The sequence below is a fragment of the Serratia sp. LACPHL-BACT-2024-00286 genome (assembly GCF_043109535.1).
GTDB classification, from domain to species: Bacteria; Pseudomonadota; Gammaproteobacteria; order Enterobacterales; family Enterobacteriaceae; genus Serratia; species Serratia sarumanii.
In genome coordinates, this window is sequence record NZ_JBICNA010000003.1 from 374,938 (window position 1) to 388,598 (window position 13,661).

Below are 13,661 nucleotides of genomic sequence, written 5' to 3' on the forward strand. Positions count from 1 at the left end.
CAGTGACTATACGCCGTTGAGAAAGCGGGAAAATCGGGTTTTATTGAGCGAATTGTTCAATTTATTGCAACGACTGCGCCCAGTCGCGCCAGTAGCGGCAATGCTGCGCATTCAGCTGTTCCAGCGCCTGCGCCGTTTCATGCCGCCAGTGGCGCAGCAAGGCTTTCTGGCCGCTGACGCCCGCCTGCTCCGCGCAGGCTGCCGGGGATTGCCGCCGCTGCAGATGGCCGCGCAGCGCGGGCAGCGGCAGATTGCTGGCCAACAGCAAACGCTGCAATGCCCCCAGGCTGGCCTCCAGCGGCCGGTGGGCGAAAGCGAACCCGGCCAGCTCACGCCAGTCCTCTTCGCCGAGCGACGTATCGCCGTCGTCGCCCGGGATCGCCAGCGCGAGCTCGATGCGCTGCCGCAGCCAGGGCCAGTCGCGCGCCAGATGCTTGTGCGCCGCGTGTCGCAGCGCCTCCCCTTGCTCGCTCAAGGGCAAAATAGCCATCGCGGTATAGCAGCCGCTGCTGGCCTCCGGCTTGCTGCCGATGCGCACCAGCTCGAAACCGCAGGATTGCCAAAAGCGCCACAGCGGCTCGGTATAGCCGAAGCTGACCGACAGGAAATCCAGCCCCTGCGCCTGGCGGCGTTGCCGTTCGATCAGCTGACGCGCGATACCCTGCCGCCGCAGCGCCGGCAGCGTCGCGATGCGGGTAATGCGCCGTGAACGCAGCGTCGGCGCCCACCATTGGCCGCCGTGCGCCGCCAGCGACTGCGCCACCAGGTTGCCGCGCGGCCGACGGCGGCCGGCCCACACATCGTGCGCCAACTCGGTGCTCAAGCCGCCTTCGTCCACCAGCCACACGGCGCCGACCACCTCTGGCCCGGCCTGCGCCAGCCCGTAGTGCATGCCGGGCGCATCCATCAGCCTGCGCAAGTCCAGCGGCGAGGTGCGGTAATGCGCGCTGCTCAGCAGGGCGTAGAAACGCGCCAGCCGCTGCGGATCGGCGCACAGCTCACGCTGCTCTGCCTGGCTGTAATCGATCGCCTGGCCATCCGCCGGCCAGGCGGGCAGCTCATTGAACAACAGCGCATTGTCCGTGACCCGTTCCAGCGCATCGCCCTGTGCCCAGCGCATCGGCTGTTGCAGGCTCAACGCCTGATAAGACGGCAGCCCGGCGCAAAACTTCAGCAGAAAACCGCGGCCGGTGCCCTCATACCCCTGCACCGTAGTGGTCAGCAGCACGCGCGGGAAATAACCGATCAGCTGCTGCAACAGCGGCGCGGGGATCGCCGCCGCTTCATCCACCAGCAGCCAGCCCACGGCGCCGACGTCCCCCTCCCGACACTGCGCCAGCAAGGCATCGGGCGCCCAAAACTGCGCGCGCCCCTGCGCCCATTCCCCGGCCACCTCCGTGGCGGCGCGGCTCGGCCCTGTGATCCAACAGGTCAGCGGCGACTGCGCCACCAGCATGCCGGCCAGCGTCGATTTGCCGCGGCCGCGGGCGGCGGTCAGCACCCACACGCCGGATTCGGCCTGCAGCAGCGCCGTCAAGATCGCCTGTTGCTCCCCGGTCGGCCGGCCATCCGGCGGCAGCCAACCCTCGCGCTCCGGCAGCTCGGCGAGCGTCAGAGGCTCATCCTGCCGCCAGATCGTCACTTCTCGGTCGTCGGCCAGGTGCTGCTGCAGATGGTGAATGAAATGCGGGGTGGTGATCGGCTGTGGGCAATCGCTCCAGCGCAGGCTGTCGCCGTCCGGCAGCTGAGGCCATTGCCGCCAGGGCGGCGTCAGCAGCAGCAGCCAGCTGCCGGCGCGCAGTGCGCCGCACAGCGCCGCCAACGCCTCCACGTCCAGCGATTGGCCGGCGTCGAATACCGCGTGCAGCCGTTCCTGCCCCAGCAGTTGGCGCACCGTGCCGCTCGCCAACGCCGTCAGGCCGGGCGGCGGGTTTTCCCCCACCCACGGCCAGTCGCCCGGCAGCGTCGCCGCCAGCCGCTGCGCCTGTTCGCGGCACCAGCCGGGTTCACCGCTGAGCACCAGCAGGCGCCGGATGCCCTGCCGCCGCATGAGTTGTTGCGCTGCCTGTAACATAAGGCTGTATCTCAATCCGAAAAAAATGCCGGAGTCAGGCTCCGGCACTTGAGGCGTTAACGGGATGCAAAGGTGTTGCAGGTATTGGGATCGCCGCTGTCGAAGCCCTGCTTAAACCAGGTGTAGCGCTGCTGCGAGGTACCGTGAGTGAAGCTGTCCGGCACAACGCGGCCCTGACTCTGCTGCTGCAACCGATCGTCGCCAATCGCCTGCGCGGCATTCAGCGCCGCCTGCAGATCGCCCTCTTCCAGCATCTGCTGCTTCTCGGCGTATTTGCCCCACACCCCGGCGAAACAGTCCGCCTGCAGCTCCATTTTCACCGACAGACGGTTCACTTCCGCCTGGCTGGCACCCTGCTGCATCTGGCGCACCTTGGGCTCGATGCCCAACAGGTTCTGCACGTGGTGGCCGACTTCATGCGCCACCACATAGGCCTGAGCGAAATCACCGCCGGCGCCCAGCTTGGTTTTCATGTCCTGATAAAAAGACAGATCGATATACACCGTTCTGTCACCCGGGCAGTAGAACGGCCCCATTGCCGCCTGACCGGTGCCGCAGCTGGTGCGCGTCACGCCGCGATACATCACCAGCTTCGGCGGTTGATAGGTTTTGCCCATGCGCTGGAAAATCTCTTTCCAGTTGTCCTCGGTCGAGGCCAGCACCACCGAGGTGAATTTGGCCAGCTCATCATCTTTCGGACTGATGTTGGCGCTCTGTTGTTGCCCCTGCGGCGCAACGTTACCGCCGTTCAATAGCGGCGACAGATCGATGCCGTAATAGCCGGCCACCAGCACCACCACCAGAATGACGATGCCGCCCTTGCCGCGCACCGGCACGCGGAAGCCGCCGCCGCCCAAACCTGAAGATTGCCCGCGACGATCCTCAACATTGTCACTTTCCCGACGCCCTTGCCAACGCATAAATATACTCCAGATATTTCCCCTGCTCGTTGAAGTTGCGCCGCGATGGTAAGCGCAAAGGCAGCTTCAAGCCTGAGTGGGATAGGTTTTAGTCATCTCGCATCCATTATTATAAATGGTCTGCCGCAGAGGAAATGTAGAAATTTTCTGGAAAAACGCAGAATAGCGGGACGATCCGGCCGGATCGCCCCGAATGGCGGTGCCGACGCTTAGCCGAGCTTCACGCCGATGCGGCGCGCCACTTCTTCATAGGCTTCGATCAGGCCGCCCAGGCTTTGACGGAAACGGTCTTTGTCCATCTTGTCCAGGGTGTTTTTGTCCCACAGGCGGCTGCCGTCCGGCGAGAACTCATCGCCCAGCACCACTTCGCCGTTGAACAGGCCGAACTCCAGCTTGAAGTCGACCAGGATCAGGCCGGCGTCGTCGAACAGTTGGGTCAACACGTCGTTGGCGCGGTAGCTCAGCTCGCGCATGCGCGCCAGATGCGCTTTGCTCACCCAGCCGAAGGTTTCGCAGTAGGATTCGTTGACCATCGGATCGTGCATGGCATCGTTTTTCAGAAACAGATCGAACAGCGGCGGGTTCAGCACCAGGCCTTCTTCGATGCCCAGACGCTTCACCAGCGAACCGGCGGCGCGGTTGCGGATCACGCATTCCACCGGCACCATGTCCAGCTTTTTCACCAGCACTTCGTTGTCGGACAGCAGACGCTCCATCTGGGTCGGGATGCCGGCTTCTTCCAGTTTGCTCATGATGAAATGGTTGAACTTGTTGTTCACCATGCCTTTGCGATCGAACTGCTCAATGCGCTGACCATCCAGTGCTGACGTATCGTTGCGGAACTCCAACACCAACAGATCGGGATTCTCGGTGGTGTAAACGGTTTTTGCCTTTCCGCGATACAGCTCAGCTAGCTTTTGCATCTTACTTACTCCAGTGATGTATCCCCGATGTCTCCCGAGCGCGGCCCGAAATTAGGGGGTATAGAATTGACCTAATGAATTCTTTGGCGTGCCGGGCACTATTGTGCCAAACCTGCGACGCAAACGATACCGTATAGACAAAACAAAAAGGGGCCGAAGCCCCTTTTCGATTAGTTAACGCTGGTTTTACTGAAGGCAGACTGGAATGCCGCCACCAGTGCGTCGTTTTTCGACTGGGTCAGCGGTTTGCCTTTCGGATCGATGAATTGCAGGCTGGTGCGGTTGTTGAGATCGCCGACCTGCAGCTTGTAATCCCCTTCCGCCAGTTCAGGATCCTTGACGCCCAACGCATCCCAATCGCTGCTGCTCAGGGACTTGTAGGTCACGGCGACGGTGCCCTGCGGACGGCTGCGGTCACCCACTTTCATCCCCAGTTTTTCGAGCGCCGGCGGCAGGCGATCCCACACCACGGTGTACGGGCCGCGCACCACCAGCATCGGCAGGCCGGTGTCATCGGCGCCGCTCTGCACGTCCAGCGCGCCGAAACGGCTGGCGGTCTGGCTGCTCGCCAGGTTGTCCTGCTTGTCCAGGCCTTCGATCAGGGTGTTGATCATCATGCCGTTGTAGCGCTGGATCTCAGACTGATCGGTCACCTGTTCGGTCTTGCCCTGCTGCTGCAGGCCAACGCTTTTCACCACCAGCGCCTGCTGGTAGCCCTGTTGCTGCACGCTGATCTGATAACGGCCTTCGTACTGGTTGTCTTCGTCCAGACGGTTCCACTTCACCCAGTCGGTGGTCAGGGTCTGACCGGCGTCCTGGCGCGAAGCGATCGCGATGTTCTTCGCCTGCAGCAGGCTGACCACGCGCGACCACAGGTTCTGGTTCTGCGGGCTGTTTTCCAGCAGCAGCGTGCCGCTGTCGCCGGCGTATTGCGCGCGTGAACCGCTCAGCAGCGCCAACGGCTGCACCGGCGGACGAATGTCCAACTGCTTGCCGACGTTGCCTTGCAGCGTCGTGGCGGGAACGTCATAGTTGCCGCTCTGCACCGGCAGGATCATGCCGGACGGCGCGTTCAGCGCCTTGAGCGGAGCCGCGTCGAGGTAGGCCTCGTCGCCGCTGACCTGGCGCTTGTAGCGCTGATCGCTGCTGCAGGCCGCCAGCATCATCACCAAAGAGATGCCCACTACTTTTGCTACCGTCGACTTTTGCAATGAATAAGCCATCAAATTTCCCTTAGAGTTACAGCAAACCGACGCTTTTCAGCGCGCGCTCCACCACCGGGCGGGCGGCTTCGCTCAACGGCGTCATCGGCAGACGCAGCGTATCGGTTGCCATCAATCCCAACGCCTTACAGGCCCACTTCACCGGAATTGGGTTTGCTTCTACAAATAGATCCTGATGCAACGGCATCAAGCGCTGATTTAAGCGGCGCGCGTCGGCAAACTTGCCCTGCGCCGCCAGCGCGCAAAGTTCCGCCATCTCGCGCGCGGCCACGTTGGCCGTCACGGAAATCACCCCTTTGCCGCCCAGTTGCATGAAGTCCAGCCCGCTGGCGTCGTCGCCGCTCAGCAAAATGAAGTCTTCATCGTCAACCAGCACTTGGATCTGACTAACGCGACTTAAGTTCCCCGTCGCTTCTTTTACAGCAACAATATTCTTGATTTTCGCCAGCCGAGCGATGGTCGGCGGCAGCATGTCGCAGCCGGTGCGCGAAGGCACGTTGTACAGGATCTGCGGCAGCTCGGTGCTCTCGGCGATCGCCTTGAAGTGCTGATACAGCCCTTCCTGCGTCGGTTTATTGTAGTACGGCGTGACCGTCAGGCAGCCCACCACGCCGGTGTTGGCGAAGCGGGTGGTGAGCGCGATGGCTTCGGCGGTGGCGTTGGCGCCGGTGCCGGCGATCACCGGAATGCGGCCGTCGGCCAGCTCCAGCGTCTGCAGCACCACGTCAACGTGCTCGTCATGGGCAAGCGTTGCGGACTCGCCGGTGGTCCCTACGGAAACGATCGCCGCGGTGCCACTGGCTACATGATAATCGATCAATTTTTTCAGGCTCGCGCGATCGACAGCACCTTTGTCGTCCATCGGCGTAACCAGTGCAACAATACTTCCCGTAAACATTGGCCGTCCCCTCCACAAACAAGTCACTCATGGTACTTTTGCTGCCTATCCAAAAGCAAGCGCACAACCGCGTTGTAAGCGCTTGGCAGGCGGTTTTTTTTATGTTTACCATGGTAACCCCATTAAGCACGACAGGAAGCGCTATTTTGCCTCAGTCAGACGAACACTATCTCGTGATTACCGCGCTCGGCGCCGACCGCCCCGGAATCGTCAATACCATCACCCGCCACGTCAGCAGTTGCGGATGCAATATCGAAGATAGCCGTCTGGCCATGCTGGGAGAGGAGTTCACGTTCATCATGCTGCTGTCCGGCAGCTGGAACGCCATCACCCTGATCGAATCCACCCTGCCGCAAAAAGGCGCGGAGCTGGATCTGCTGATCGTGATGAAGCGCACAAACTCGCACGAAAGGCCGCCGATGCCGGCCACGGTGTGGGTGCAGGTGGAAGTGAAGGACTCGCCGCACATCATCGAACGCTTTACCGATCTGTTCGACTCCAGCCAGATGAATATCGCCGAACTGGTCTCGCGCACGCAGCCGGCGGACGGCGACCTGCCGCCGCAGCTGTATATCCAAATCACCGCCCACAGCTCCGGCGATCGGGACGCCTCAAATATTGAGCAAGCCTTCCATCGCCTATGTACAGAATTGAACGCGCAAGGCAGTATTAGCGTGGTGAACTATCCACAGCATGACGAGAAAGATGGAGAGTAGTGATGAGCCCATTGAAAGCCGGTGACACAGCGCCGAAATTTAGTTTGCCTGACCAGGACGGTGAGGAAATTAATTTGGCCGACTTCCAGGGACAGCGAGTTTTGGTTTACTTCTATCCGAAGGCGATGACGCCGGGCTGCACCGTGCAAGCCTGCGGCCTGCGGGACAACATGGACGAATTGAAAAAGGCCGGCGTCGAAGTGCTGGGCATCAGCACCGACAAACCGGAAAAACTGTCGCGCTTCGCCGAAAAGGAGCTGCTCAACTTCACGCTGTTGTCTGATGAAGATCATCAAGTGTCGCAACAGTTTGGCGTGTGGGGCGAGAAAACCTTCATGGGCAAGACCTACGACGGTATTCACCGCATCAGTTTCCTGATCGACGCCAAAGGCAAGATTGAAAAAGTGTTTGATGATTTCAAAACCACCAATCACCACGACATCGTTTTGAACTACCTGCAGCAGTAAATCTCACGAAGCGCAGCGGCCTGCTGCGCTTCGTTATTCCCTCTCAGCCGGCCTCGTCTTCCACCTCGACCCGCAGTTCATCCGGCCAGGCGTGAATCACCGCCTTCACCAGCGTCGCCAGCGGAATGGCGAAAAACACCCCCCAAAAGCCCCACATCCCGCCGAACACGATCACAGAAAGGATAATCACCAGCGGATGCAGGTTGACCGCTTCGGAGAACAGGATCGGCACCAGCAGGTTGCCGTCCAGCCCCTGCACCACCAGATAGGCGACGATCAGCGTCCAGAAATCGGCGCCGACGCCCCACTGGAACAGCGCCACCACCACCACCGGTATGGTGACCAGCACCGCGCCGATGTAGGGGATCAGCACCGAGAAGCCCACCAGCACCGCCAGCAGCAGCGAATAGCGCATGTCCAGCACGGCGAACACCAGGTAGGTCGCCACGCCGACAATCACCATCTCCAGTACCTTGCCACGAATGTAGTTGGTGATCTGCTGATTCATCTCGTTCCAGACCTGCCCCGCCAGGCCGCGATTGCGCGGCAGCACGCGGCGCACCGCGTTCAGCAGCTGCTCTTTGTCTTTCAGCAGGAAGAACATCATCATCGGCACCAGGATCAGGTAGATAGCCAACGTCAGCAGGCCGACCAGCGACGCCAGCGAGAATTTCACCACCGACTCGCCCATGCCGGACAGCCGGCTGCGCAGGTTTTCCGCCATCATGTCGATGATGCCGGCATCCACCAGCGCCGGGTAACGCTTCGGCAGCGTCGCGGCGAAGTTATAGAACTGGTTGAGCATGCCCGGCAGATCGCTCATCAGATTGATGCCCTGTTGCCAGGCGGTTGGCGCGACGACGAACACCAGCAGCATGGCGACGCCCGCGAACACCAGCAGCATGATGCTCGCCGCCCAGGTGCGCGAACAGCCGATGCGCTGCAGGCGCGCGGTCGGCCACTCCAGCAGATAGGCCAGCACGATGGCGACCAGCAACGGGGTCAGAATGCCGTGCAGAAAATAGAGAATGAGGAAGCCGGCAACCAGGATCACCAGCAGCGCGATAGCCTGCGGATCGGTGAAGCGGCGGCGGTACCACTGTAATAACATCTCCAGCATCAGAGCGGGCTCCTCGAGGTTTGACGGGCGGGCATGGCGATTCCTGTGATGGGCGTGATTAAAGCATAGATAGAACGGGCGCACGCGAGGTGTGCAAAGCACTCAGAGTACTCAAAGTTCGCCATACATCAACCGCAATTTGGCTGATTTTATCGCGTGGGCAGGCGATCGGCGCAAAAATCCGCAGACGCGGCGACAGGCGCGGTGAGCGGCCCCGAACGGGGCCGCGGAAGATTACAGCGAGGTACCGATAGAAAGGGGCGAACCGACCGCCAATGCGAACAACAGCACACAGCCAATCGCGATCGCCGCCGCCAAATCATTTTTCATTTTCCCATCCCCTGATGCTTAAACTGATTATCGTCACGAACTCTGTCGGTTCTTGCGTTGCGGCCTTTTCTGATGCACGCCATTAAAAACCCCCGCCGCAGCGGGGGAGAAAACGTTCTGGTGCATCAAGTGTTACAAGGAGGTCATGAGGGATTGCTAACCCTAAATGACTATTTCAAGCTAGGATTATTCCCAGAGCATGGCAAGCGATCGCGTCGAGGTTATCCGCACTTTGAGATAAACCTCATAAAAAAATCCCGCACGGCAGCGGGATGAAGGGATGATAACGTCATGAATTTTTTATGCGGACAATGAGGCGGTATTGTCGTCATTTGGCGACAATACCGCGCCGGCACGGCGGTCACAAGGGAAATTTGGCCACGGTGAGGAAATCAGAATTTCGCCACTGCACGCGATCGTGGGCCCGCCAGCATCAACGAAAAAATGAGATTTTCGTCAGACAGCCGCCGGGCAAAAACCGGTAGCATGGCCGATATCATCCCAAACGCCGTAGGGGAAAAAAGATGAACAGCAAACCGTGTGAATTTGATGAAGCCATCTGTCTGGCGATCGGGCGTGGCGTTTGCGAAGTCGTGAAGATAGGGGATGAAATCAGCGTCTTCTCCCTGCTGGAAGCCATCGAGAGCTTCATCGAACGGCAGGCGCTCAGCGAAAGCGAAATCGCGGCGGCGGACGACGCGCTGGATCTGATCAGCGTGCTCACCCATCGGTCATAGTGAAAAACGCTCCCCCGGTGACGAAGAAACCGGCGCCCCATCGCATGTGGGCCGCCGTCGTTTCTGTATCGCTTAGAAGTCGTAAGTTACCGACGCTTTCAGCGTTCTCGCCTGTCCCTGGAAGACGTAAGTGCCATTGCTTTCTACGCCGGACCAATACTTCTCGTTCGTGACGTTGTCCAACCCCACACGCCATACCAGCGTATTTTGATCCTCATTCAAACGCATGCGATAGCGAAGGCCGAGATCCAGGGTCGTGAAACTATCGAGCTTTTTGGTATTGGCGGAGTCGGCATATTGCGAACCGGTATGCCTCACTTTCGCCGTCGCCGTCAGGCCATCGACCGGCCTGATATCGTATTCCGCCCCCAGCACCGCGTAGAAGTGCGCTACGCCGATAGCGTCTTTGCCATCGTTACGGCCGCCCTGGGTTTTGGTCAGCTCGGGCGAAAGCCAGGTAGCGCTGCCGTTAAGGCGCAGGCCGAAGGCCGGTTCGCCAAATACATTCAACTCCACGCCGCGGTTACGTTGCTCGCCGTTCAACGTGTAGTAGTTGTTGCTGTCGATCATGGTGGCCGGCTTTTTGATTTCAAACAGCGCCAACGAGCCGCCCACGCGTTCGAAATCAACTTTCACGCCCACTTCATTTTGCTTGGAACGGGCGATACCGGTACTCTGCCCGAAGTTAGCCGCCTCTTTCGGCGCAATGCCGCCAGGCTGCAACGCCTCGGTATGGTTGGCATAAAGCGACACCGTTTCCCACGGCTTGTAGACCAGCCCGAACGTCGGCATCCAGCGGCTTTGCGTATAACGGGAGGCGGTATCCTCCAGGCCGGTGGCGTTGCTGTAATTACGCACCACCACTTTCTGATGGCGCGCCGCCGCCGTTAACAACACCCGGTCGCCGAAAAAGCCCAACGTATCGCTGAACAACCAGCCCTGCGTCCGGTTACGCGCCGTGGTCAGCGGATCGCTGTAGTTGCCGCCGAAATAGGCGTTGTCCGGTATTGCGACATCATGGTTATCGTAGATATTGGTCGTCGGATTGTTGGCGGACATGCGCCACGCGGTTTTGTCGCGTTTAATCTGCGCGGAATAGCCGACGTTGACCCGATGCGAAACCGCCCAGGTCGTGAACTTGCCCTCAAGCCCCGCCATGCCGCTGAAAGCGTCGATAATGCGGTTGGTGTCCAGGCGCCCAACCGTGGCGTCGCCGTTGGCGTTGATGAGCTTCGGTGCGCTGTAAACACCGGTTTCATGGCCGTGCTGCGCGCCCAAGCCGGCATAGGCCTTCCAGTCGCGGGTTAAATCATATTCCGCTTTCGCCATGCCGAATTCGTTCTCGATATCGCTGTAGCCCCACTGCTGACTGTAATTTTTACGGGTGTCAGGCACCGCGGGTATCACATCGATGCCGCTGATGTTGACCCCCATCGTTCCCCCATGGAAAGTCTTTTTCTGATAACCGAAGTCCAACGATGAACGGAAACGATCGCCGCGATAGTCCAGCCCAACCGATGCCAGCGTCGTGCGCCGCTTATCATCCTCAACCGCCGTTTCACCCTCACGGTGCACCAGGTTGACGCGAGCGCCAAACTGGTTGTCGTCACCAAAACGGCGGCCCAGATCCAGCGTGCCGCCCACCTGAGAATCGGAGGTGTAGTCGAGGCCGATCTGGGTGGTCGGCGTTTCTTCCGCCCGCTTCGGTTCAAGATTGATCATGCCGCCAACGCCGCTGGAAGCCAGGCCGTTCAATAGGGCGTTCGCCCCTTTGAAGATCTCCACCCGCTCCAGCATCTGGGTATCCATCACCTGGAGCGGCACCACGCCCGGCAGCCCGCCCATCGTCATGTCGTCGCCGTCCAGTTGGAAACCGCGGATGCGATAGGTTTCGGCGAAGTTACCGTACCCCTGCACCGCCTGTACACCCGCGTCGTTGCTGACCACGTCGGCGATGGTCTTCGCCTGCTGATCCTGTACCAGCTTCGCGGTATAACCTATGACGTTGAACGGAACGTCCATCGCTTTCTGTTCGCCCAACATTCCCAGGCGGCCGCCGTGGGCGACCTGTCCATCCAGATAGGCGGGAACCAAATCATTGCCGCCGGAGTTGAAATCGCCGTGTTTTTCGGCCCGGACAACCAGGGTGTCCTCCTGGCTTTTCTTGGCGCCGCCGTCTGCGGCCAGCGCGCCCTGGCTCAGCGCGCCAATAGTCAGCGCCAGCAGCGTTTTACGTAAAGGGAAATTCGTTGTACTGGTGTTGTGCATAATTCACTCATGAATGAGGATAAAAGTTAAATGGCCCGTCGCCGGGCCGATGGGGCTTATTTATTCAACGCGATGCGAACCACGCTGTCCGGCCCCTGAGTGGAATGATCTTTGTTAAACGGCTGTTTGACCGTAACGAACAATGTCTGGCCGTCTGCCGACAGCAGCAAGCTGTTTGGATTCGGCGGCAGCGGCCAGCGCTGTTTCACCGCATAGGTCGTCGCATCCAGGCTCAGCACATTGCCGGATTCACGCTGCGAGATGTAAATTTCGTTGCGCCGTGGATTGAAAACGACAGCCAAAGAGTCGCCCACATCAAGCCGCTTCAATAACTTCCCGGTGTGAATATCCAAGACCAGCGTGGTCTTCGCCTTGGAGTTGTCGGTGACGAACAAACGACCGGTAGCCTCGTCCTCCGCCATATTGAGCAGCAGTGCGGGTTGGTCTCCCAACGGTTTCCAGCGTTTTTCGATGCGGTTGGAACGCGGGTTGATCACCAGGATCTCGCCGCTGCCATTGGCGGCATACACGCGTTGGGTCTGTTCGGAGTAATGCAGGCCGGTCATCCATTTGCCGGTATTTTTAATGCGCGTTTTCAGCTTGAGCGATTCAGCGTCAACCACCCAAATTTGCGCCGGGTCGGCCACCGCCCCCACATACAGCGTGTTGTCGTGAGCCAGAATTTGGCGCGCACCATACGGCAACCCTTTCTCATTGCGCTCGCTGAACAGCAAACGCCCTTTCACCTTACCGTCGGCGGCGCCGATTGCGCTGATACCGCCGTCCAGCGAATTGCTGACATAAAGGGTTTTCCCATCCGCAGCGGCCTGCATGGCGAAATTTTTCAGATCGGTATGCGTCGTGCCAAGGGTTTTCAGGGTCTTGGCGTCCAGCTTATAGACCACGCCACCCTGTACATCTTTAAAACTTTCGGCACTGGCGACGTACAGCGCATCTCCCCCTGGCGTCAGCGCCATTTCATACAAGCCATAAGCCAGTTGGCGTTTGACGATGCTGTCGGATTGCGCCGCTTGCGCCAGAGGTTGCACGGCAGGGGAAGAGGAAGAGGTTTGGTGCGGCGTGCAGCCGCTGAGCGCCATCCCCGTCAGCAGGGCGAGCACAGAGGTTTTCATTTTCATCGGGGAAATCCTTGACCATTCAAAACGGTGTTTACGGCGGGCTCTGCAGTTTAGTTTTGAGCTTTCTCATCACGAGAAATGAGCGCCACCGCGCGTCTCAGTGTTTCCCTGTGAATCAACTATCACGCTAATGCAGGCTAATAACTCCTTCGTGCGCCCGCGAACAACAAAGAGAATGAGAAACATACTCATTATTATTTACGCAATCAAGCGTAATTATTTTCCTTCCTTCTCTAAAAGTCATGGCGACATCTCGTATTATCAAAACCAATCCGCCAGCTATCGATCCCGGTGCCGTGCATGGTTATCTCGCCTTACACCGTCGATAAACGGCCTCACCCTGCGTACAGGCACTTAACAACGAACGAACAGACAACAGGAGAAGCCCCCTCATGACAACCCCTGCCCCACGGGAGTGGCAGCGTGCGGACTATCTCGTCAGCACCGATCCCGCTCTGCTGGAGCTCGATGCCATCCATGCATTTCTGACCCGTTCGTCATGGGCGGAAGGCATTGATAAAGAGACCGTCCGCCAGTCCCTCGCCCACAGCCTGTGCTTCGGTTTGTATCACGGCGCCAGGCAGATCGGTTTCGCCCGGCTGGTTACCGATTACGCCACTTTCGGCTATCTGTGCGACGTGTACGTGCTGGAAACGTACCAAAAAAGCGGGCTGGGTCTGTGGCTGGCGGAATGCTGCCAGGCCCATCCGCTGATGGCGACGCTGCGGCGAGTCATGCTGGTCACCAGCACCGCCCCCTGGCTCTATGAAAAAGTGGGCTATAGCGCCATCAACCGCCCCGACTTTGTCTGGCAGATCGCCCGGCCGGACATCTACCGACGATAGG

Annotated in this window: 12 protein-coding genes; 4 read left to right on the plus strand and 8 right to left on the minus strand. The window is 59.6% G+C overall.

The features are described 5' to 3' along the window. Positions 1-61: 61 nt before the first annotated feature. The 5 genes from ACF8MC_RS11505 to dapA all read right to left on the minus strand — a co-directional run bounded on the left by ACF8MC_RS11505 (position 62) and on the right by dapA (position 6,038). A complete protein-coding gene (locus tag ACF8MC_RS11505) occupies positions 62-2,074 on the minus strand; it encodes a tRNA(Met) cytidine acetyltransferase TmcA (RefSeq protein ID WP_164105175.1) in 2,013 nt (670 codons plus the stop codon). A gap of 56 nt (positions 2,075-2,130) precedes the next feature. Continuing rightward, positions 2,131-2,994, minus strand: coding sequence for a neutral zinc metallopeptidase (locus ACF8MC_RS11510; RefSeq protein WP_033635497.1), 864 nt, complete (start codon positions 2,992-2,994; stop codon positions 2,131-2,133). Positions 2,995-3,203: 209 nt separating this feature from the next. Further along, the gene (gene purC / locus ACF8MC_RS11515) at positions 3,204-3,917 is read right to left on the minus strand and encodes a phosphoribosylaminoimidazolesuccinocarboxamide synthase (RefSeq protein ID WP_164105174.1); all 714 of its coding nucleotides are present in this window, start codon (positions 3,915-3,917) and stop codon (positions 3,204-3,206) included. A gap of 170 nt (positions 3,918-4,087) precedes the next feature. Then, on the minus strand, positions 4,088-5,140 hold the full coding sequence (bamC, locus tag ACF8MC_RS11520) for an outer membrane protein assembly factor BamC (RefSeq protein ID WP_033648812.1): 1,053 nt from the start codon (positions 5,138-5,140) through the stop codon (positions 4,088-4,090). 16 nt (positions 5,141-5,156) lie between these two features. Then, a complete protein-coding gene (gene dapA, locus ACF8MC_RS11525; RefSeq protein WP_043147806.1) occupies positions 5,157-6,038 on the minus strand; it encodes a 4-hydroxy-tetrahydrodipicolinate synthase in 882 nt (293 codons plus the stop codon). Between the two features lie 110 nt (positions 6,039-6,148). On the opposite strand from dapA, the gene ACF8MC_RS11530 reads away from it, so the two are divergent. Both ACF8MC_RS11530 and bcp read left to right on the plus strand, forming a co-directional pair. Beyond that, positions 6,149-6,754, plus strand: a complete 606-nt coding sequence (locus ACF8MC_RS11530) for a glycine cleavage system transcriptional repressor (RefSeq protein WP_369783268.1) — start codon at positions 6,149-6,151, stop codon at positions 6,752-6,754. A 2-nt stretch (positions 6,755-6,756) separates the two neighbouring features. After that, a complete protein-coding gene (gene bcp / locus ACF8MC_RS11535) occupies positions 6,757-7,221 on the plus strand; it encodes a thioredoxin-dependent thiol peroxidase (RefSeq protein ID WP_033635500.1) in 465 nt (154 codons plus the stop codon). A 43-nt stretch (positions 7,222-7,264) separates the two neighbouring features. Here the strand turns inward: bcp and ACF8MC_RS11540 are convergent, their stop codons facing one another. Then, the gene (locus ACF8MC_RS11540; protein ID WP_033635501.1) at positions 7,265-8,341 is read right to left on the minus strand and encodes an AI-2E family transporter; all 1,077 of its coding nucleotides are present in this window, start codon (positions 8,339-8,341) and stop codon (positions 7,265-7,267) included. 854 nt (positions 8,342-9,195) lie between these two features. On the opposite strand from ACF8MC_RS11540, the gene ACF8MC_RS11545 reads away from it, so the two are divergent. Then, the gene (locus tag ACF8MC_RS11545; protein WP_033648813.1) at positions 9,196-9,408 is read left to right on the plus strand and encodes a hypothetical protein; all 213 of its coding nucleotides are present in this window, start codon (positions 9,196-9,198) and stop codon (positions 9,406-9,408) included. 72 nt (positions 9,409-9,480) lie between these two features. On the opposite strand, the gene ACF8MC_RS11550 is transcribed toward ACF8MC_RS11545, so the two are convergent. Further along, entirely contained in the window at positions 9,481-11,676 is a 2,196-nt protein-coding gene (locus tag ACF8MC_RS11550; protein ID WP_164105173.1) for a TonB-dependent siderophore receptor, read from the minus strand. A 56-nt stretch (positions 11,677-11,732) separates the two neighbouring features. After that, entirely contained in the window at positions 11,733-12,815 is a 1,083-nt protein-coding gene (locus tag ACF8MC_RS11555; RefSeq protein ID WP_060423107.1) for a YncE family protein, read from the minus strand. 392 nt (positions 12,816-13,207) lie between these two features. Here ACF8MC_RS11555 and ACF8MC_RS11560 point away from each other — a divergent pair, with 392 nt between their 5' ends. Beyond that, positions 13,208-13,660: a GNAT family N-acetyltransferase gene (locus ACF8MC_RS11560; protein ID WP_164105172.1), complete on the plus strand. Its 453-nt coding sequence runs from the start codon at positions 13,208-13,210 to the stop codon at positions 13,658-13,660. Position 13,661: the final 1 nt, after the last annotated feature.